This window comes from Streptomyces sp. NPDC002853, from assembly GCF_053591915.1.
The window spans coordinates 284,892-304,127 of sequence record NZ_JBSFUS010000003.1 but is presented as its reverse complement, the minus strand read 5'-3'; the positions used below and the strand labels follow the sequence as shown (position 1 = coordinate 304,127).

At 71.4% G+C, this 19,236-nt stretch carries 16 protein-coding genes; 10 read left to right on the top strand and 6 right to left on the bottom strand.

The window, feature by feature from the left end; genetic code table 11:
* Positions 1-49 precede the first annotated feature (49 nt).
* Both ACWD02_RS09270 and ACWD02_RS09265 read right to left on the bottom strand, forming a co-directional pair.
* The gene (locus ACWD02_RS09270) at positions 50-988 is read right to left on the bottom strand and encodes an alpha/beta fold hydrolase (RefSeq protein WP_451206532.1); all 939 of its coding nucleotides are present in this window, start codon (positions 986-988) and stop codon (positions 50-52) included.
* Between the two features lie 1,096 nt (positions 989-2,084).
* Positions 2,085-4,232 carry a DEAD/DEAH box helicase gene (locus ACWD02_RS09265; RefSeq protein WP_451206530.1) on the bottom strand — a complete coding sequence of 716 codons (2,148 nt, stop codon included), beginning with the start codon at positions 4,230-4,232 and terminating at the stop codon, positions 2,085-2,087.
* A gap of 463 nt (positions 4,233-4,695) precedes the next feature.
* Between ACWD02_RS09265 and ACWD02_RS09260 the strand changes: the two genes are divergently transcribed.
* The gene (locus ACWD02_RS09260) at positions 4,696-5,433 is read left to right on the top strand and encodes a ferritin-like fold-containing protein (protein WP_451206527.1); all 738 of its coding nucleotides are present in this window, start codon (positions 4,696-4,698) and stop codon (positions 5,431-5,433) included.
* Positions 5,434-5,828: 395 nt separating this feature from the next.
* Here ACWD02_RS09260 and ACWD02_RS09255 read toward each other — a convergent pair whose 3' ends face one another.
* The 4 genes from ACWD02_RS09255 to ACWD02_RS09240 form a co-directional block, all read right to left on the bottom strand.
* Entirely contained in the window at positions 5,829-6,101 is a 273-nt protein-coding gene (locus tag ACWD02_RS09255; RefSeq protein WP_451206524.1) for a hypothetical protein, read from the bottom strand.
* Between the two features lie 241 nt (positions 6,102-6,342).
* Positions 6,343-6,570: a DUF3107 domain-containing protein gene (locus tag ACWD02_RS09250; RefSeq protein WP_055565193.1), complete on the bottom strand. Its 228-nt coding sequence runs from the start codon at positions 6,568-6,570 to the stop codon at positions 6,343-6,345.
* Positions 6,571-6,722: 152 nt separating this feature from the next.
* Complete coding sequence (locus ACWD02_RS09245; RefSeq protein WP_383272660.1) at positions 6,723-7,364, bottom strand: TetR/AcrR family transcriptional regulator; 642 nt, start codon at positions 7,362-7,364, stop codon at positions 6,723-6,725.
* 144 nt (positions 7,365-7,508) lie between these two features.
* Complete coding sequence (locus ACWD02_RS09240; RefSeq protein WP_451206520.1) at positions 7,509-7,724, bottom strand: hypothetical protein; 216 nt, start codon at positions 7,722-7,724, stop codon at positions 7,509-7,511.
* A gap of 189 nt (positions 7,725-7,913) precedes the next feature.
* Here ACWD02_RS09240 and ACWD02_RS09235 point away from each other — a divergent pair, with 189 nt between their 5' ends.
* The 9 genes from ACWD02_RS09235 to ACWD02_RS09195 all read left to right on the top strand — a co-directional run bounded on the left by ACWD02_RS09235 (position 7,914) and on the right by ACWD02_RS09195 (position 19,192).
* Positions 7,914-8,903, top strand: coding sequence for an alpha/beta fold hydrolase (locus ACWD02_RS09235; RefSeq protein ID WP_451206517.1), 990 nt, complete (start codon positions 7,914-7,916; stop codon positions 8,901-8,903).
* An 8-nt stretch (positions 8,904-8,911) separates the two neighbouring features.
* Positions 8,912-10,369 (top strand): DUF3152 domain-containing protein, encoded by a 1,458-nt coding sequence (locus tag ACWD02_RS09230; RefSeq protein ID WP_451206514.1) that lies wholly within the window; start codon positions 8,912-8,914, stop codon positions 10,367-10,369.
* A 79-nt stretch (positions 10,370-10,448) separates the two neighbouring features.
* Positions 10,449-10,541 (top strand): Ms4533A family Cys-rich leader peptide, encoded by a 93-nt coding sequence (locus tag ACWD02_RS09225; protein ID WP_363209130.1) that lies wholly within the window; start codon positions 10,449-10,451, stop codon positions 10,539-10,541.
* Between the two features lie 147 nt (positions 10,542-10,688).
* On the top strand, positions 10,689-12,410 hold the full coding sequence (locus ACWD02_RS09220; RefSeq protein ID WP_451206511.1) for an ABC transporter substrate-binding protein: 1,722 nt from the start codon (positions 10,689-10,691) through the stop codon (positions 12,408-12,410).
* 20 nt (positions 12,411-12,430) lie between these two features.
* Positions 12,431-13,423, top strand: coding sequence for an ABC transporter permease (locus ACWD02_RS09215; RefSeq protein WP_451206508.1), 993 nt, complete (start codon positions 12,431-12,433; stop codon positions 13,421-13,423).
* Positions 13,424-13,440: 17 nt separating this feature from the next.
* Positions 13,441-14,430, top strand: coding sequence for an ABC transporter permease (locus ACWD02_RS09210; RefSeq protein WP_451207441.1), 990 nt, complete (start codon positions 13,441-13,443; stop codon positions 14,428-14,430).
* Positions 14,427-16,049, top strand: coding sequence for a dipeptide ABC transporter ATP-binding protein (locus tag ACWD02_RS09205; RefSeq protein ID WP_451206505.1), 1,623 nt, complete (start codon positions 14,427-14,429; stop codon positions 16,047-16,049). The genes ACWD02_RS09210 and ACWD02_RS09205 overlap by 4 nt, the downstream gene beginning before the upstream one ends.
* Before the next feature lie 201 nt (positions 16,050-16,250).
* Positions 16,251-17,981, top strand: coding sequence for a DUF3492 domain-containing protein (locus ACWD02_RS09200; RefSeq protein ID WP_451206502.1), 1,731 nt, complete (start codon positions 16,251-16,253; stop codon positions 17,979-17,981).
* On the top strand, positions 17,978-19,192 hold the full coding sequence (locus ACWD02_RS09195; RefSeq protein WP_451206500.1) for a hypothetical protein: 1,215 nt from the start codon (positions 17,978-17,980) through the stop codon (positions 19,190-19,192). Before ACWD02_RS09200 ends, ACWD02_RS09195 begins: the two co-directional genes overlap by 4 nt.
* Positions 19,193-19,236 lie beyond the last annotated feature (44 nt).

Sequence of the window (19,236 nt, the reverse complement as noted above, 5' to 3'; positions counted from 1 at the left end):
TTGCCGTTGGCTGCGTTGCCGCCGACTGCGTTGTCGCTGACTGGGCAGGTCAGCTTTTGGTCTCGCTGATCCGGTCCCAGAAGGCGATGAGGGCGGCGGCGGTCTCCGCGGGGCGGTCGGTGTTGGGGGAGTGCTCGGCGCCGGCGATGACCGTGCGGTGGGCGTGCAGCCGGGCCGCCATGTCGTCCAGCCAGGGGATGGGCCAGGTGTCGTCGCGCTCGCCGGAGATGACGTGCTTGCGCAGGGGGAGAGCGGCGAGCTCGGTGACGCGGTCGGGCTCGACGCAGAGTTGCTTGCCGGTGGCGATGAGCTGGGCGGGACTGTGCCGCAGCCAGCGGGCGCGCAGGGCGTCACCGTCGAGGTCGGTCTCCTCCGGCGGATCCATCGCCTGGATGGCCGCCCATGCCTCGTCCATCGACAGAACTCTGAGCGCGTCCGTCAGCATCTTGGCGCGGGCCTGTTGCGAGGGGGCGATCTGGGCCGGGCCCGAGGCCATCAGGGTGAGCGAGGCGAAGGTGGGGGTGGGGGCCTGGAGGGCGGCGGCGCGGGCGATCAGGCCTCCGAGGGAGTGGCCCAGGAGGTGCGGGGCGGCGGCGAGTGCGGCGGGCTGGGTGAGGGTGCTTTCGGGCTGGCTGAGGGTGCTGTCGGGCTGGGTGAGGGCGCCGTCCGGTTGGGTGAGGGCGTTGACCTGAGCGAGGACGTCCTTCGCCAACTCGTCCTGGGCGTACGGGAGTTCGTCGTCGGCCGGCCCTGGGGTCTCGTACTGTCCGCGTCCGTCGACGGAGACGGCTCGGTACCCGGCATCTGCGATGGGCTTGAGCAGCGCGATGAAGTCCTCCTTGCTCCCGGTGAAGCCGGGGAGCAGCAGGACGGTGCCCTTGGCCTTGCCGGCCGGGCGGGCGTCCAGGGCGGCGAAGTCGCCGCGCGCGGTCCGGAGGCGGCGGGCGTCGACGCCGGGGGGCGGGGTGAAGGTCGGGGGCCTGCTCATGCCTTGAGGCTAGCTGGCGGGTGGGTGGGGTGTTCTGGGGGTCGGTGTTGGTGCGGGGCGTTTTGCTGCGGTTGCGGGGCCGGGCGGCTTGCTTCCCCGCGCTTCGCGCGGATTCTCCCCACCCACCCGAGCACCCCGCAGTCGCGCAGGGGGCCTGTTCCGCTGGTGCGCCGCGGGCACCTTCCCCGCGCTTCGCGCGGTTTTTTCCCGCCCACCCGCCCGAGCACCCCGCAGTGGCAGGGTGGGTGGGGCTGTTCTGCTGGTGCGCTGCGGGCGCCTTGCCTGCGGCGCACCGTGCGGGTCCCCGCACGCCCCCGATTGCCCCGCGGTCGCAGGAGCTGTTTTGGCGGGGCACCGTAGGCGCCCTGCCGCGTTTCGCGCGGTTTTTTCCCGCCCACCCGCCCGATTGCCTCGCAGTGGCAGGGTGGGTGGGGCTGTTCTGCTGGTGCGCTGCGGGCGCCTTCCCCGCGCTTCGCGCGGATCTTTCCCGCCCACCCGCCCGAGCGCCCCGCAGTTGCAGGGTGAGCCCCCGTCTTGTTGGTGTGCCGTGGGTGTCTTGCCTGCGCTTCGCGCGGATCTTTCCCACGCGCCCCCGCCCACCCGGTTGCCCCGCAGTGGCAGGGTGGGTGGGGCTGTTCTGCTGGTGCGCCGCGGGCGCCCTCCCCCGCGCTTCGCGTGGTTTCCTCGACTCACTCGCCCGATTGCCTGGCAGTCAGTAGCGGGGCGGGGCTGTTCTGCTGGTGACGCCTTGTTGCCCGCGCTTTGCGCGGATTCCTCCCGCCCGCCCGAGCACCCCGAGCCTGCTTTGCAGGCTTCGCGGGCTTTTTCCGCCCGTCACCCTGTCGCCCTTCAGTCGAAGGCGGATTTTTCCCACCCACCCGGGCGATTGCCCCGTGGTAGAGCGGCTCGGGTGGAATTTTTTGTGCGTGTGCGTGTGCGTGTGCGTGTGCGTGTGCAGGGGGCTTGGGTGTAGCCGTGCCCCGGTTGCCCGTTCGTTCTGTCCTTGGATGCGGGGTGATCGGGTGGGTGGGAATAGGGCGAAGGCCCGGTCCCCCAATGGGGGCCGGGCCTTCGGGTGTTGCTTTAGCGGAGCGCGTCAGCTCTCCTCGGCCGGTGCAGCCACCGCCTTGCGCGTACGGCGGCGCGGCTTGGTGACCGTGGCCTCCTCGGCGGCAGCCGGAGCCTCCGCGACTTTGCGGGTGCGGCGGCGCGGCTTCGTCTCCTCCGTCGGCTGAGCGGGGATCTCGGCCTCGGTCACCTCCACCACCGGTTCCGCGGCCTTGCGGGTGCGGCGGGGCTTGGCAGCGGGTGCCTCGGCCGTGTCGACCGCTGCCTCCGCTGCCTTGCGGGTCCTGCGGCGGGGCTTCTCCGCCGGAGCCTCGGCGGTCTCGGTTGCCTCTGCCACCGGGTCCGCTGCCTTGCGGGTGCGGCGGGGCTTGGTAGCGGGTGCCTCGGCCGTGTCGACCGCTGCCTCCGCGGCCTTGCGGGTCCTGCGGGGCTTGGTGGTGGGTGCCTCGGTCTCGGCCGTGTCGACCGCTGCCTCCGCTGCCTTGCGGGTGCGGCGGCGGGGCTTCTCCGCCGGGGTCTCGGCCTCGGTCACCTCCACCACCGGGTCCGCTGCCTTGCGGGTGCGGCGGCGGGGCTTCTCCGCCGGGGTCTCGGTGGCCTCGGTTGCCTCTGCCACCGGGTCCGCGGCCTTGCGGGTGCGGCGGGGCTTGGTCGCGGGTGCCTCGGTCTCGACCGTCGTCTCGACCGTCTCGACCACTGCCTCCGCAGTCTCCGAACCGCTCCGCGTCCGGCGGCGGCGGCGCGGCGTGCGCGGCTCCGTCGGCTCGGCCTCGGGGGCGGCTACCGCCGTAGGCGCGGCGGCCTCGGCGACCGCCACCGGCGGGGTCTCCAGCGGCGTACCCGAACGGGTGCGGCGGCGGCGACGCGGCGTACGCGCCTCACGCGGCTCGCGCTCCGGCTCGGAAGCGCGGCCGCCACGGTCACGACCGCCATCGCGACCGCCGTCACGGCCGCGGTCGCGACCACGTGAGCCGCCCTTGCCGCCCGTCTCGCCGAGGTCTTCGATCTCCTCGGCGCGCAGCCCGGCACGGGTCCGCTCCGCGCGAGGCAGCACACCCTTGGTGCCCGCCGGGATGTTCAGCTCCTCGTACAGGTGAGGAGAGCTGGAGTACGTCTCGACCGGGTCGTTGAAACCGAGGTCCAGCGCCTTGTTGATCAGCTGCCAGCGCGGGATGTCGTCCCAGTCGACCAGCGTGATCGCGATGCCCTTGGCACCCGCGCGGCCGGTGCGGCCGATGCGGTGCAGGTACGTCTTCTCGTCCTCGGGGGACTGGTAGTTGATGACGTGCGTGACGCCACCGACGTCGATGCCGCGCGCGGCGACGTCCGTGCAGACGAGCACGTCCACCTTGCCGTTGCGGAACGCGCGCAGCGCCTGCTCACGGGCGCCCTGCCCGAGGTCGCCGTGCACGGCGCCCGAGGCGAAGCCACGCTTCTCGAGCTGCTCGGCGATGTCGGCGGCGGTCCGCTTCGTGCGGCAGAAGATCATCGCGAGTCCGCGGCCCTCGGCCTGCAGGATGCGCGAGACCATCTCGGGCTTGTCCATGTTGTGCGCGCGGAACACGTGCTGCTTCGTGTTCGCGACGGTCTGGCCCTCGTCGTCCGGCGCGGTGGCGCGGATGTGCGTGGGCTGCGACATGTAGCGGCGGGCCAGGCCGATGACCGCGCCCGGCATGGTCGCCGAGAACAGCATCGTCTGACGCTTGGCCGGAAGCATGTTGATGATCCGCTCGACGTCGGGCAGGAAGCCCAGGTCGAGCATCTCGTCGGCCTCGTCGAGGACCAGGCACTTGATGTGCTTGAGGTTGAGCTTCTTCTGGCCCGCGAGGTCGAGCAGCCGGCCCGGCGTGCCGACGACGATGTCGATGCCCTTCTTGAGGGCCTCGACCTGCGGCTCGTAGGCACGGCCGCCGTATATGGCGAGGACGCGTACGTTACGTGCCTTGCCGGCGGTCAGGAGGTCGTTCGTGACCTGCTGGCAGAGCTCACGCGTGGGGACGACGATGAGCGCCTGCGGGGCGTCGGTCAGCTGCTCGGGCTTGGCCCGGCCGGCCTCGACGTCCGCGGGGACGGTGACGCGCTCCAGGAGCGGGAGGCCGAAGCCGAGCGTCTTGCCGGTGCCGGTCTTGGCCTGGCCGATGACGTCGCTGCCCGAGAGCGCGACGGGGAGCGTCATCTCTTGGATGGGGAAAGGGCTGGTGATGCCGACGGCCTCAAGGGCCTCGGCCGTCTCGGTGAGAATTCCGAGATCGCGGAAAGTCGTAGTCAGGGCATTGCCTCTTCTGTGAGACGCGGCCCGAGGCGAACGCTGGGGGGTCGTGACCGTGCCACTACCGCCGGCTGCTTGGGGGCGGGGCCGGGGGCGCGGGACCACTGCCTGCGCTCGAGCGCTCGTACCGCTGAGGTTCCCTCCTCGTGCCGTCCGCACTGCGCGGGCCGCCTGGAGGGCTGTCGGGTCGGAGCCGATCGGGCCTCCGACCGGGCATCCTCATTCGTACGGCCCGTCGAATATTCGGCGGGCGCATTACCACTGTACCCCGGAATCTCGCAGCCGTGTCTGGCGAATTCGTCACGTCACTGTCGTCACAGTCACTGACCAGGCCCTTACACGTTGCTGCGCGCGGGCTATTGTGCGGTTTATGGAGACGCCTGACACCGCCGCTGACACACCTGCCGAACCCAAGGGAATCGCTGCCCAGGACTGGACGACCGCTTCCGCCGACCCGAACTACCGCGCCGCGGTCGTGGACCTGCTCGGAGCGCTCGCCTACGGAGAGCTCGCGGCGTTCGAGCGGCTCGCGGAAGACGCGAAGCTGGCGCCCACGCTCGGCGACAAGGCGGAGCTGGCGAAGATGGCGTCGGCGGAGTTCCACCACTTCGAGCAGTTGCGGGACCGGCTCTCGGCGATCGGCGCGGACGCGACCGAGGCGATGGAGCCGTTCGTGGCCGCGCTCGACGGCTTCCACCGGCAGACTGCGCCGTCCGACTGGCTCGAGGGTCTGGTCAAGGCGTACGTGGGTGACTCGATCGCCAGTGACTTCTACCGCGAGGTGGCGGCGCGGCTCGACGGTGACACCCGTCGTCTCGTCCTCGGCGTGCTCGATGACACGGGGCACGCGAGCTTCGCGGTGGAGAAGGTGCGGGCCGCGATCGACGCGGATCCGCGTGTGGGTGGACGGCTCGCGCTGTGGGCCCGGCGGCTCATGGGTGAGGCGCTTTCGCAGTCGCAGCGGGTGGTTGCTGATCGGGATGCCTTGTCGACCATGCTGGTCGGGGGCGTTGCCGATGGGTTCGACCTTGCCGAGGTCGGGCGGATGTTCTCGCGGATCACTGAGGCGCATACGAAGCGGATGGCTGCGTTGGGGTTGGCCGCGTAGTCGCTGGGGCTCCGGGGGTGGGGTTCGGGTGCGGGTGGGTGCGGGTGGGTGCGTGGCTTTCGCGCAGTTCCCCGCGCCCCTGGGTGGGCTGGCCTGTCGTGGTTGGCTGCGGGGTGCGTTGTGGTTTGTCGCGCAGTTCCCCGCGCCCCTTACGGGGCTGGTTCGCCGTGGTTGTCTGCGGGTGCGTGGGGGCTTGTTGCGCAGTTCCCCGCGCCCCTGGGTGGGCTGGCCTGTCGTGGTTGGCTGCGGGGTGCGTTGTGGTTTGTTGCGCAGTTCCCCGCGCCCCTGGATCGGCTGGCCCGTCGTGGTCGGCTGCAGCGTGCGTGGGGGCTTGTTGCGTCGTTTCACGTGCCCCTGACGCGCCCCTGACGGGCCCGGAGGGCCTCCGTCCCGGCCTACGCCGTCGCTGAGCGACGGCGTAGGGGGCCGCGGGTGGGGCGGAGCAGGAGTGAGAGCAGGGCCGTTGCCACGGCTGTTGCGCCCACGAGTGTGCCGAGGGCGTGGCCCGAGCCGAGGGCCATGTGCGTGACGAACGCGCCGATCACGGCGCCGGCCGCGCCGGTCGACAGGACCAGCTTGCGCGCGGGGAGCCGCGCGGCCAGTCGGTGGGCCGCCGCCCATGCCAGGGCGAAACCGAGCAGTGCGGAGCCGAGTGCTTCCAGAATCACAGGGTGTTCCCTCCCTCGCGGCCAGGTGCAAAACGGTCGTAGCCGGTCTTACCCCTGGCGGCCGGAATGCAATCCTCCAGAGTCTTCCCCCGCGGGCAGCGTCAACGCATCGCAGCCGGCGCGGCAGCCCGTACGCGTACCAGCGGCACGTACCGACAACGCGTGCCAACACACGAGAACGGCCCGGTGGTTGTGACCACCGGGCCGTTCTCGTCGTTCGTCCTGCTTGCAGCGCCTTTGACTACAGGGCGCTGAATCCCACCTTGCGTGCGGTCGGCTCGCCGAGCTCGACGTACGCGAGGCGGTCGGCCGGAACCAGGACCTTGCGGCCGTGGTCGTCCACGAGGCTCAGCAGCGGCGACTTGCCGGTCAGCGCCTCGGACACCGCGTGCTCGACTTCCTCGGCACTCTGGCCGCTCTCCAGCACGATCTCGCGGGGCGCGTACTGCACGCCGATCTTGACCTCCACGGCTTTGTCCCTCCGACGGTCAGTGATGTGCGCGGCCTGCCGCGCCGTACTCAGCACACATTAGCCCGGTGAGGCGATGTGCATGCTTGTGCCGCTGCACGCCAGTAGCGAACAGAGATCGGGAACAGAACCCGGGAGTGCAGATTTCGGCGTCAGTGGCCGTCCAGGCCGTGCAGCGGGAAGCCCGCGATACCGCGCCAGGCCAGCGACGTGAGCAGCTCCACCGCCTTGTCGCGCGGGACCGTGCTGCCGCTGGCGAGCCAGTACCTGGCGACCACCTGGGAGTAGCCGCCGAGGCCCACCGCGAGCAGCATCGCCTCGTCACGGGGCAGGCCCGTGTCCTCCGCGATGACCTCGCAGATCGCTTCCGCGCACTGGAGGGTGACCCGGTCCACGCGCTCGCGGACCGCCGCCTCGTTCGTCAGGTCGGACTCGAAGACGAGACGGAAGGCACCGCCCTCGTCCTCCACGTACGCGAAGTACGCGTCCATCGTGGCCGCGACGCGCAGTTTGTTGTCCGAGGTGGAGGCAAGCGCCGTACGCACGGACTGCAGCAGTGACTCGCAGTGCTGGTCGAGCAGGGCGAGATACAGGTCGAGCTTGCCGGGGAAGTGCTGGTAGAGCACCGGCTTGCTGACTCCGGCCCGCTCGGCGATGTCGTCCATCGCAGCCGCGTGGTAACCCTGCGCGACGAAGACCTCCTGTGCCGCGCCCAGCAACTGATTGCGTCGGGCACGACGCGGCAGACGTGTGCCCCTTGGGCGCGCCGCCTCTGTCTGCTCGATGGCTGTCACGCCGCCTCCCATGATCGTGAATGTGCGGTGTGCGCCGCGCGGCCATCGTACTTTTCGGTAACCGCGATGTGCGCGGTACGAGCGGAGAATTTCACGGACCGGACGACCGTGAAAGCCGTGCGTAGCAGGGCAAACACGGGCAGCTCAGCGGTAGTCGTCTTCGTCGATGCTGACGACACGGGCCTGTTCCGCCAGGTCGGCCTCGTTGGCCGCGTCCGTGTCCACACCCTGCAAGGAGTCGTCCTCGCGCGGTGCGAGGTCGGTCTGCTGCTCCGCGGCGTCGGCCTCGGGCGCTTCGGTGCTGGTGTCGGTGTTTACCTCGGCCTCGAATGTCTCGGGGTCGGTCGGGTCGACGGTCATCGTGGCTCTCTTCCGTAGAGGACTAGTGGTGCGAGTGCCCTGTCCGTCCTCTCCTATGAGCGTATGCGCCCTCTTCTATGAGCGTAGGAGACCGCCGAACCGGGCGCTACGCGATCTCGGGGCGAGATCGGCCTGATCTGTGACGGCGAACACATGAACCACCGTGTGATCGTCTCGTAACATTGCCGCATGTCTTCGACCGAGCTGCCGAACGTGATCGCCGCCACCGTCGCCCCCAAGCCGGGCGTCGTGGCGGTCGCGGCGGGCGAGCGGCTCGACTCGGTCACCCTCCCCGGGCTCACGCTCTCGGTGCGTTCCAGGCCGTCGGTCCGCGAGGGGCTGCCCTCCGCGCTGTACGTGCACGGGCTCGGCGGGTCCTCGCAGAACTGGTCGGCCCTGATGCCGCTCCTGGAGGACGTCGTCGACTGCGCGGCCGTCGACCTCCCGGGGTTCGGTGATTCACCGCCGCCGGACGACGGCGACTATTCGGTCACCGGGCACGCGCGCGCCGTCATCCGCTACCTGGACTCGCGCGAACACGGGCCCGTGCATCTGATCGCGAATTCGCTGGGCGGCGCGGTGACCACCCGCGTCGCCGCCGTCCGCCCCGACCTGGTCCGCACCCTCACGCTGATCTCGCCGGCGCTCCCCGAGCTCCGGGTGCAGCGCACGGCGGTGCCGACCGGGCTCCTCGCGGTGCCCGGAGTCGCGGCCCTGTTCACCAGGCTCACCAAGGACTGGACGGCCGAGCAGCGGGTCAGCGGTGTGATGGGGCTCTGTTACGGCGACCCGGGCCGGGTCTCGCCGGAGGGGTACAGCGCGGCGGTGCGGGAGATGGAGCGCAGGCTCGCCCTTCCGTACATGTGGGACGCGATGGCCCGCTCGGCGCGCGGCATCGTGAACGCGTACACGCTGGGCGGGCAGCACGGCCTGTGGCGGCAGGCGGAGCGGGTGCTCGCGCCTACGCTGTTGGTGTACGGCGGCAAGGATCTGCTCGTCTCGTACCGCATGGCCCGCAAGGCCGCCGCCGCGTTCCGTGACTCACGGCTGCTCACCCTGCCGGACGCAGGGCATGTGGCGATGATGGAGTATCCGGATACGGTGGCCACGGCGATCCGCGAACTCCTCGCGGACACGGGCGAGTTGCATGCATCCGGTCAATCGGGCGCGGGGAGCTGAGGCGGCGAGTGGGACGTCATAGCCGCCGGGGTTCAACCGACCTCGCAGACAACACCGGCAACACGGGCAAGACGAACAGCGATGACGTACCCCCTGCGCCGCAGGGCGCGCGCCCGCCGGGCCCCGGCACGGGGCGCCGCAGGCGCGCCCCGGGGGACGCCGGTACGCCCGCGCACGGCGTCCCGCAGGCCACGCCGCCGCATGGCTTCCCGCAGGCCACCCCTCCGCACGGCACGCCGCATGTCCGTGGCGGGCATCCCGAGCAGCGTGAGCCGGGTGGGGCGTGGGGAGCCGGGCCGCGGATGGGTGCCGGCTACGGGACACCGCCGGGAGCGCGGACCGCGCCGCCTCGCATGCCGGGGCCGCGTCGCGAGTACGTGGACGCGTTCGGCGACGAGTACGCCGACGAGGACCTCTTCGGGGGCGCGACCGGCGCCACGCGCGCGCCGACCGGGCCCCCGCCCCCGCGGGCGCCCCAGCCCCGCGACCCGTACGCCTCCGTCACCGACTGGGACCGCTCGGTCGACGAGGAGGAGGAAGCACGGGGAGAGCTCTGGACCGACGGAGCCGACGGAGCCGACGGAGCCGACGGGGCGGGCGGCTCGGACGGAGTCGACGGCCCCGGCGCCTTCGCGGACGACGACGCCCGGGACGGCAAGGGAGGCAAGGGCCGCACCTTCACCGGGATCGCCGCCGCCGCTGTCACGACCGTGCTCGCGGTCGTGGTGGCCGGCCAAGTGGCCGACGGGGCAAAGGATTCTGCTCCCGAGGCCTCCACACGGGCAGCGAAGGGCCAGGAAAGCCGTGCCGCGGGCGAGGACGCGTCCCGCTCCGACGACCGGCCCACGCCCCCCGAGTCCGCCCCGGCGACGTACGAGACGAAGATGGCCAAGAAGTATCCGCTCGACGCCAAGCTCACGGCGTCCGGCGACTTCGACGCGATGGCCGGGCTCGACAAGGCGCCGGGCAAGGGGCAGCTGTTCCGCTACCGCGTGGACGTCGAGAAGGGGATGGGCCTGGACGGCGAGCTGTTCGCGTCGGCCGTGCAGAAGACCCTGAACGACGAACGGAGCTGGGCGCACGGCGGAGGCCGGACCTTCGAGCGGATCTCCTCGGGGAAGCCCGACTTCGTCATCACGCTCGCGAGCCCGGGGACGACCGCGAAATGGTGCGCGAAGTCCGGGCTCGACACGATGGAACAGAACGTCTCCTGTGACTCCGCCGCCACCGAGCGCGTGATGATCAACGCCTACCGCTGGGCGCAGGGCGCCAAGACCTACGGCGACCGCATCCATCCGTATCGCCAGATGCTGATCAACCACGAGGTCGGCCACCGGCTCGGCTTCAATCACACCGACTGCACGAAGGACGGCGACCTCGCGCCGGTCATGCAGCAGCAGACGAAGTTCCTCGACCACGACGGAATCAAGTGCAAGGCCAACCCCTGGGCTTTTCCCAAGAGTTGAGACAGAAGTGACCGTCATGCGGTCACTTTCCTGATCCGAAGCTTTGACATCTGTCGGAAGTTCGTTCATATTTCTCCGCATGTCGCCTCGTCACGCCTCCTCGCGCGCAGCCCTTGAGCTGGCGCTCTTCGGCGTGACCGCGCTCTGCGTGTCCGACGTTCACTGTTGCTGACGCCCGCCCCTGGCGCGTGCGTCGCTTTCGCATGACCTTCTGTGGTCCTGACCTTCTTCGGCGACCCCGGGGCGAGCTCTGCTCATTCCCTGCTGATTGCTGCCCTGTGCCCGTGTGCCGTGCAGCGCTCCCGAGAGGTCCTTTCCCATGCGTCAACCGTCCGTCATAGCCCGCCGCGTGGCAGCGGCATCCGTCAGCCTCGTCCTGGCAGCGGGCGCCGCCGCCTGCGCCGGGCCCGAGGACAAGGGCGCCGGGAGCGGCGGCGCCGACGGCAAGCCCGCGAAGGGCGGCACGCTCACCGTCCTCAACAGTGACCCGCAGGTCGACTTCGACCCGGCGCGGCTCTACACCTCCGGCGGCGGCAACGTCCCCTCGCTCGTCTTCCGTACGCTGACCACCCGCAACCGCGAGGACGGCGCCAAGGGTGCGGAGGTCGTGCCGGACCTCGCCACGGACCTCGGCAAGTCGAGCAAGAACGCCACGGTGTGGACGTACACCCTGAAGAAGGGGCTCAAGTACGAGGACGGTTCGCCGATCACGTCCGCCGACGTCAAATACGGCATCGAGCGCTCTTTCGCCGGTGAACTCTCGGGCGGGGCGCCCTACTTGAGGGACTGGCTGATCGGCGGCGACAAGTACGCCGGGCCCTACAAGGACAAGGGCGGGCTCGACTCCATCGAGACCCCGGACGAGCGGACGATCGTCTTCCGGCTCAACAAGCCCGAGGGCGAGTTCCCCTACCTGGCCACGCAGACGCAGTTCACGCCCGTCCCCAAGAGCAAGGACAAGGGCACGAAGTACGAGGAGCACCCGGTCTCATCGGGTCCGTACAAGGTCGTCAAGAACGAGAACGACGGCGAGCGCCTGACCCTGGAGCGCAACCCGCACTGGTCGGCGAAGACCGACTCCGAGCGCAAGGCCTACCCGGACAAGATCGACGTGCGGTCCGGCCTCAACTCCTCCGTCATCAACCAGCGCCTCTCGGCGGGCCAGGGCGCGGACGCCGCCGCCGTGACCACCGACACGAACCTCGGCCCCGCCGAACTCGCCAAGGTCACCGGCGACAAGGCACTCGCCTCGCGCGTCGGCACCGGACACTTCGGATACACGAATTACCTCGCCTTCAACCCGAAGGTGAAGCCCTTCGACGACCCGAAGGTGCGCCAGGCCATCTCGTACGCCGTCGACCGTTCGTCGGTCGTCAACGCGGCCGGCGGCTCGTCGCTCGCCGAGCCCGCGACCACGTACCTGCCGAACCAGAAGTCCTTCGGATACACGAAGTACGACCATTTCCCGGCGGGTGCGAACGGCGACGCGAAGAAGGCCAAGGAGCTGTTGAAGGAAGCCGGGCACAAGGACGGGCTCACCATCACGCTGACCCACTCCAACGCCAAGGACTTCGAGACGAGCCCGGAGATCGCCACCGCGATCCAGGACGCCCTGAAGAAGGCCGGGATCACCGTCAAGCTGCAGGGCCTTGAGGACAACGACTACTCGGACAGGATCCACAGCGCCAAGGACGAGCCGGGTCTCTTCCTCGCCCACTGGGGTGCCGACTGGCCCTCCGGCGGTCCCTTCCTCGCCCCGATCTTCGACGGGCGGCAGATCGTGAAGGACGGCGCCAACTTCAACACCGGCTTCCTGAACGACAAGTCCGTCAACGACGAGATCGACGCGATCAACAAGCTCACCGACCTCGACGCGGCCGCGAAGCGCTGGGGCGCCCTCGACAAGAAGATCGGCGAGCAGGCCCTGACCGTGCCGCTCTTCCACCCCGTCTACAAGCGTCTCTACGGCAAGGACGTCAAGAACATCGTGATCAGTGACTGGACGGGCGTCCTCGACGTCTCCCAGGTCGCGGTCAAGTAAGGGTTACCGGTCACATCACCATGAGCGAGGCCCTGTTGGCCTCGGGAGCGGGGACGGGCGCCACGGCGCCCGCCCCGACTTCCGGTGCCCGTCAGTTCTGGCGGCGGCTGCGTGCGCAGCGTGCCGCCCTCGTCGCGGCGTCCGTCGTCGCGCTGCTCGTCCTGGTCGCGCTCGCCGCGCCGCTGCTCACCGCCATCGAGGGCCAGGACCCCAGTACGTACCACCCCGACCTCATCGACTCCGGGCGCGGCGGGGTGCCCATCGGCTCGTTCGGCGGGATCAGCGCCGAGCACTGGCTCGGCGTCGAACCGCAGACCGGGCGCGACCTGTTCGCCCGTCTTGTGTACGGCGCGCGGGTCTCCCTCGGTGTCGCGCTCGCCGCGACCGTCGTGCAGGTGCTGCTCGGCGTCGCCGTCGGCATCGCGGCCGGGCTCGGCAACCGGCTGGTCGACCAGGTGCTCAGCCGCGCCACCGATGTCATCGTCGCGATGCCCCTCATGGTCCTCGCGCTCGCCCTGATGGCCGTCGTGCCCAGCGGATTCCCGCGCCCCGTCCTGGTCGCCCTGGTCATCGGGCTCGTCGCCTGGGGCAGCACGGCCAAGATCGTGCGCGCGCAGACCATCACCCTCAAGGAGCTCGATCACGTGGCCGCCGCCCGGCTCAGCGGCTGGAGCACCTGGCACATCGCGCGCCGCGAACTCCTCCCGGGACTCGCCGCCCCCGTCATCACTTACGCGGCCCTGCTCGTCCCGATGAACATCACGGTGGAGGCCGCGCTTTCCTTCCTCGGCGTCGGCGTCAAACCGCCGACCGCGTCCTGGGGGCAGATGCTCACCTCGGCCGACATCTGGTACCAGGCGGCGCCGCAGTACCTACTGCTGCCCGCGGGGGCACTGTTCGTGACGGTGCTCGCGCTGACCGTCCTCGGGGACGGTGTGCGGACCGCGCTCGATCCACGGGCCGCGTCACGGCTGCGGATCGGCACCGGGCGCCGGGGGGAGGGCAAGGCATGACCGGCCTTCTGCACGGTATGACCGGCTTCCTCCTGAGGCGTGCGGTGGGCGCCCTCGTCACGCTGCTCGCCATCTCCGTGATCATCTACGCGGTCTTCTACGTCGCTCCGGGCGACGTCGCCCAGATCACCTGCGGGCCGCGCTGCTCACCGGCGCAAGTGGCCCAGGTGTCCGAGCAGTTGCGGCTCGACGATCCCGTGTACGTCCGCTACTGGGACTTCCTCCAGGGCATCTTCGCCGGGCAGGACTACTCGACGGGGACGGGCGTGGAGCACTGCGACGCCCCCTGCCTCGGGCTCTCCTACCAGAGCGACCAGCAGGTCACCCAGCTGATCCTGGCGAAGCTGCCGGTCACCGGGTCGCTCGCGCTCGGCGCCATGGTGATGTGGCTGATCCTCGGCGTCGGCACGGGTGTCCTCTCCGCCTGGCGGCGCGGGCGCCTCACCGAGCGCGCCCTGACCGCCGTCACGCTCGCGGGCACGGCCACGCCCGTCTTCGTCATCGGCCTGCTCCTGATGATCGTGGTCTGCGGGCAGCTGAACTGGCTGCCCTTCCCGCAGTACGTACCGTTCACCGACGACCCCCAGCAGTGGGCGTGGAACCTGCTCCTTCCGTGGCTGTCGCTCGCGCTGATCGAGGCCGCCAAGTACGCGCGCCTCACCCGCGCCTCGATGCTGGAGACCCTCGCCGACGACCATGTGCGGACCTTCCGTGCGTACGGCGTCGGGGAGCGCTCGATCATCGGCAGGCACGCCCTGCGCGGCGCGGTCGCGCCGGTCATCGCGCTGAGCGCCAACGACTTCGGGTCGATGTTCGGCGGCGCCGTGCTCAGCGAGACGCTCTTCGGCCTTCCCGGCATGGGGCGCGAACTCGTGCACGCCGTCAAGGTCGTCGATCTTCCGGTCGTGGTCGGCATGGTCCTGGTGACCGGCTTCTTCGTGGTGCTCGCCAACGCCGTCGCGGATGTGCTCTACGCGGTGGCCGACCGAAGGGTGGTCCTTTCATGAGCCCGGACCCCGGCAAGGCACAGAGCCTCGTCCAAGTGAGCGATCTGGTGGTCGACTTCGGTGAGACGCGTGCCGTCGACCGGCTCTCCTTCACGCTGGAGAAGGGCGCCGCGCTCGGTCTCGTCGGCGAGTCGGGCTCCGGCAAGAGCACGGTGGCGTCCGCGCTGCTCGGGCTCCACCGGGGCACCGGCGCGAACGTCGGCGGCGAGGTGCTGGTCGGCGGCGTCGACGTACGGAAGGCGTCCGACGACGAGTTGCGGCGGCTGCGGGGCGGGAAGGCGGCGATGGTCTTCCAGGACCCGCTGTCGTCCCTCGACCCGTACTACGCGGTGGGCGACCAGATCGCCGAGGTGTACCGCGTGCACGCCGGAGCCTCGCGCCGGGCGGCACGCGCGCGTGCCGTCGACGTACTCGACCGGGTGGGCATCCCGGACGCCGTGCGCAGGGCGCGCTCCAGGCCGCACGAGTTCAGCGGCGGCATGCGGCAGCGCGCCCTCATCGCCATGGCCCTGGCCTGTGAACCCGAGCTCCTGATCGCCGACGAGCCGACGACCGCCCTGGACGTCACCGTGCAGGCCCAGATCCTCGACCTGCTGCACGCGCTGCGGGCCGAGACCGGGATGGGGCTGCTCCTGGTCACCCACGACGTGGGCGTCGCCGCGGAGAGCGTCGACGATGTCCTGGTCATGCGGTACGGGCGGGCCGTCGAGCGGGGGCCCGTGCGGGAGGTCCTCGGGGCGCCCGCGGACGCCTACACGAAGGAGCTGCTCGGGGCGGTGCCCCGGGTGGACTCGCCGCGGGCGCCCAAGGCCCGCGCGCAGGGTGACGTCGTCCTCGAAGCGGTGGATCTGCGCAAGGAGTTCGGCCGAGGGAAGCACGCCTCCGCTGCGGTGGACGGGGTCTCGCTCACGGTCCGCCGGGGCGAGACGCTCGGCATCGTGGGGGAGAGCGGCAGTGGCAAGACGACCCTCGGCCGGATGCTGGTGGGGCTGCTCGAGCCCTCGGCGGGGAACATCCGGCACGCGGACGGGAAGGCGACGGGCGGCGGCACCCGGGCCGGTGTGCAGATGGTGTTCCAGGACCCCGTCGCCTCACTCAATCCACGTCGCGGCATCGGTGAGTCCATCGCCGATCCGCTGCGTGCGCGGGGCGAGCGCGACGCGGTCGTGCGCGCTCGCGTGAGCGACCTCATGGAGCGCGTCGGCCTCGATCCGGCGTACTACGGGCGCTACCCGCACGAGTTCAGCGGCGGCCAGCGTCAGCGCGTCGGGATCGCGCGGGCCCTCGCCGCCGAACCGCGGGTCATCGTGTGCGACGAGCCGGTCTCGGCGCTTGACGTCACGACCCAGGCGCAGGTGACCGCGCTGCTCGCCGAACTACAGCGGGAACACGGGCTCGCCCTCGTCTTCATCGCCCACGACCTCGCGGTGGTACGCCAGGTCAGCGACCGGGTCGCGGTGATGCGGCACGGCCGGATCGTCGAACAGGGCTCCGTCGGCGAGGTGTACGGAGCGCCCCGACAGGCGTACACCAAACAGCTGTTGGCGGCCGTGCCCGCACTCGACCCGGAGGCCGCGGCACTGCGCCGCGCGGCCCGCAGGGAGCTGGCCGCAGCTTAACTCCCCGTAGCGAAAGAGCGCTCTCCCGGCTTCATAGCGCGACAGAACGCTACCGGGGCGAGAAAGTTACTGCCGTTCACCCCTTTTGGTGGCGCGATGGACAACCGTCCGTCGCGCCACCGGCATGTCCGCATACGTTCGTCCCGCTGCGAGCCGCCGGTCCAACGGCGGCTCCCCACATGGCAGATCGGGGGTGTACGCGTGCGCATCGGATTGCTTACGGAGGGTGGTTATCCGTATGTGAGCGGTGAGGCCAGACTCTGGTGCGACCGGCTCGTGCGCGGGCTCGGGCAGCACGAATTCGACATCTACGCACTCAGCCGCAGCGAGCGGCAGGAGGCGCAGGGCTGGATCGAGCTGCCACCCCAGGTGAACCGGGTTCGGACGGCGCCCCTGTGGACCACCGACTGGACCGACGACCAAGCGTCCTTCGGGGCCGGGTACGGACGCCGGGCGCGGCGGCGCTTCGCGGAGTGCTTCGGCGAACTGGCCGCGGCGGTGTGCGATTCCGGGGCCGCAGGCGGCGCATCCGGCGACTCCGAAGCGTTGGCGGACCGTTTCGGCAGTGCGCTCTACGGCCTCGCCGAACTCGCCGGCGACCAAGGCGGACTCGTCGGCGCACTGCGCTCCGAAACCGCGGTGCGCGCCCTGGAGGGCGCGTGCCGCGCGCCCGGCGCACTCCGCGCGGCGCGCACCGCACGCGTACCCGACCTGCTCGCCGTGGCGGGCCTCCTGGAGCGCACGCTGCGGCCGCTCTCCCTCGACTGGTACGGGGCCGACGGCCTCGGCGCCGTCGACCTGTGCCACGCCACGTCCGGCGGCCCGGCCGCGCTCCCGGGTCTTCTCGCCCAGCACTTCTCCGGAGTACCCCTCCTGGTCACCGAGTACGGCGTGCAACTGCGGACGCACTACCTCGCGTCCGGCGACGAGGCGCTCAGTGCGCCGGCGCGGGCACTGCTCACCTCCTTCCACGGCAAGCTCGCCGCCGAGGTGTACCGCAGGGCCACGGTCATCACCCCGGGCAACACGCATGCCCGCCGCTGGCAGGAGCGGTGCGGGGCCGAGCGGTCGAAGCTGCGCACGGTCTACCCGGGCATGGAGGCGTCCCGCTTCGCGGAGGTCGGCGAGCGGGAGGACCCGGGCGACCCCGACACCCTCCTCTGGGTCGGGCGCATCGAGCCCGCCAAGGATCTGATCTCCCTGCTGCACGCCTTCGCGGAGATCCGCAAGGAGGAGCCCAAGGCCCGGCTGCGCATCGTCGGGGCGCCCGCGGAAGGCGCCGACGCGGCCGCGTATCTGGCCCACTGCAAGGCGCTCGCGGCGCAGCTCTTCCCCGACGAGGCGGACGGCGCGCACGCCGTCGGCGACAACCCCGTCTCCTTCGAGGAGATTGGCGCGCCCGGGACGCCCGAGCTCGCGGACGCGTACGCCGCGGGGAGTGTCGTCGTCCTTTCGAGCGTCGTCGAGGGGTTCCCGATCAGCCTGGTCGAGGCCATGTTCTGCGGGCGCGCCACGGTCTCCACGGATGTCGGCGCGGTCGTCGAGGTCATCGGCGGCACCGGACTCGTGGTCCCGCCGCGCAATCCACGGGCGCTCGCGGAGGCGTGCGTGGCGCTGCTGCGCGACGCCGGACGGCGCGACCGGCTCGGGGCGGCGGCGCGTGCGCGCGCGCTCGAACTGTTCACCGTGGAGCAGAACACCGAAGCCTTCCGCGGCATCTACCTGGAGATCGTCTCGCACTGCCCGGTGCGCAGGGAGGCGCTCGACGACGCGGGCGAGCCGGTGCCCTTCGGCAACCCGGCGGAGGCGTACATGCCGGGCCGGTGGGCGGCGGCCTCCGGTGGCGGGGACGCGGGCGCAGTCGCGAGCGGCGCGCCCAGCTGGGCCCAAGAGGCGGACGGACCTGAGCGGTTGAAGGAGGCGGGCGTATGAACAAGGAACAGCGGATCGACGCGCCACGAGCTCCGGGGAGCCCCGGCGGGTGGGACGTGCGCTCGGAGGAACTGGTGGCCGACGCCGCCCTGGTGCGGGAGCCCGCGGCCTGGCGGGGCCCGAACGCCGGGGCCGGAACGAAGCCCGCGCGCCGCGGCACCGTGGACCCCGTGAAGGCGCTGATGCACCGGCATCGCGAGCTGTGCGAGCGCGCCGTCGACCCCCTGGAGATCGCCGCGGGCCTGGAGGCGCACGGAGTGACCGACCGGACCGCCGCGCGCTTCAGGCACCGGGACGTGTTCGCGCTCGCCGAGGAGATGTACGCGCGCGTGCCGCGCGATGAGGAGGAGCACGGCACAGCCGGGCCCGCCCCCGCACGCCGAGCCACCGAAGTGCCCGCCGGATGGGCGCTGTTCGCCCTGCTGCCGGGCGCGGCCTGCGGACTCGCCGCCGTGGGGATCGAGCTGAGCGAGGGGTGGGCGCGGTACGCGGTGGGGCTCGGCGGAGCGCTCGCCGTGGCCGTCGCGCTCCGGGTGGCCCTTCGGTACGGACCGCTGCGTTCCGCGCACCATGTCGTCCCGGCAACGCGCGCGTGGACGTGCTTTCTCCTCGCCTACGCCCTCTTCGGCGACGGGCTCACACGGGCCGCCGTGTCGGGCGGACCCGAGGACCCCTGGGGGCCGTCGCTCGCCGCGGCCCTGGGGCTCTCGCTCGCCGTGGCCCCTGCCATGTGGTGCGCGCGGCTCTTCGCAGTGGGGGCACGGCGACGGCTCGCGCTCAGCCGCGGGCTCGCCGAATTCACCGCCTCCGTACGGCCGTTGCTGGTGGGCGTCGTCGCGCTGTACCTGTGCGCCCTGGGGGCCCTGCTCGTGGGGACCGCGGCCGTCCATGGCGTACCGGTCTCCGCGGGGGCCGGAGCGCTCGGCGCGCTGCTGCTCCACGCCCGGCTGCTCTTCTCGTACGGGTTCACGCGGGCGCCCCTGCTGATGCTGGGGGCCGCCGGCGCGGTGGAGGCGGTCTCGCTCGCCTCCGTGTTCGCGGGGCGCCTGCCCGGGTGCGCATGGCTGGCGGCTCCGGTGGAGGGCGCGGTCCGGGCCGGGGGGCCCGGCGTCGTCCCCCTCGTCGCGTGCGGCGCCGCCGCGTGCGTGCTGTTGCTCCACTGCCTGCGCGTGCTCAGCCGGGCCTCCGCGCACGGCGACGGAGCGCCCTGAGGATGCGCACCGCCAGTTCCACCTGGCCCCATTCGAAACCTCTC

Bases quoted from the DNA above. Each gene is read 5' to 3' on its own strand.
- ACWD02_RS09270 (WP_451206532.1), bottom strand. From the start codon at position 988: ATGAGCAGGCCCCCGACCTTCACCCCGCCCCCCGGCGTCGACGCCCGC.
- ACWD02_RS09265 (WP_451206530.1), bottom strand. From the start codon at position 4,232: ATGACGCTCCCCGTCGCGCTCTCGGGCAGCGACGTCATCGGCCAGGCC.
- ACWD02_RS09260 (WP_451206527.1), top strand. From the start codon at position 4,696: ATGGAGACGCCTGACACCGCCGCTGACACACCTGCCGAACCCAAGGGA.
- ACWD02_RS09240 (WP_451206520.1), bottom strand. From the start codon at position 7,724: ATGACCGTCGACCCGACCGACCCCGAGACATTCGAGGCCGAGGTAAAC.
- ACWD02_RS09235 (WP_451206517.1), top strand. From the start codon at position 7,914: ATGTCTTCGACCGAGCTGCCGAACGTGATCGCCGCCACCGTCGCCCCC.
- ACWD02_RS09225 (WP_363209130.1), top strand. From the start codon at position 10,449: ATGTCGCCTCGTCACGCCTCCTCGCGCGCAGCCCTTGAGCTGGCGCTC.
- ACWD02_RS09220 (WP_451206511.1), top strand. From the start codon at position 10,689: ATGCGTCAACCGTCCGTCATAGCCCGCCGCGTGGCAGCGGCATCCGTC.
- ACWD02_RS09215 (WP_451206508.1), top strand. From the start codon at position 12,431: ATGAGCGAGGCCCTGTTGGCCTCGGGAGCGGGGACGGGCGCCACGGCG.
- ACWD02_RS09210 (WP_451207441.1), top strand. From the start codon at position 13,441: ATGACCGGCTTCCTCCTGAGGCGTGCGGTGGGCGCCCTCGTCACGCTG.
- ACWD02_RS09205 (WP_451206505.1), top strand. From the start codon at position 14,427: ATGAGCCCGGACCCCGGCAAGGCACAGAGCCTCGTCCAAGTGAGCGAT.
- ACWD02_RS09195 (WP_451206500.1), top strand. From the start codon at position 17,978: ATGAACAAGGAACAGCGGATCGACGCGCCACGAGCTCCGGGGAGCCCC.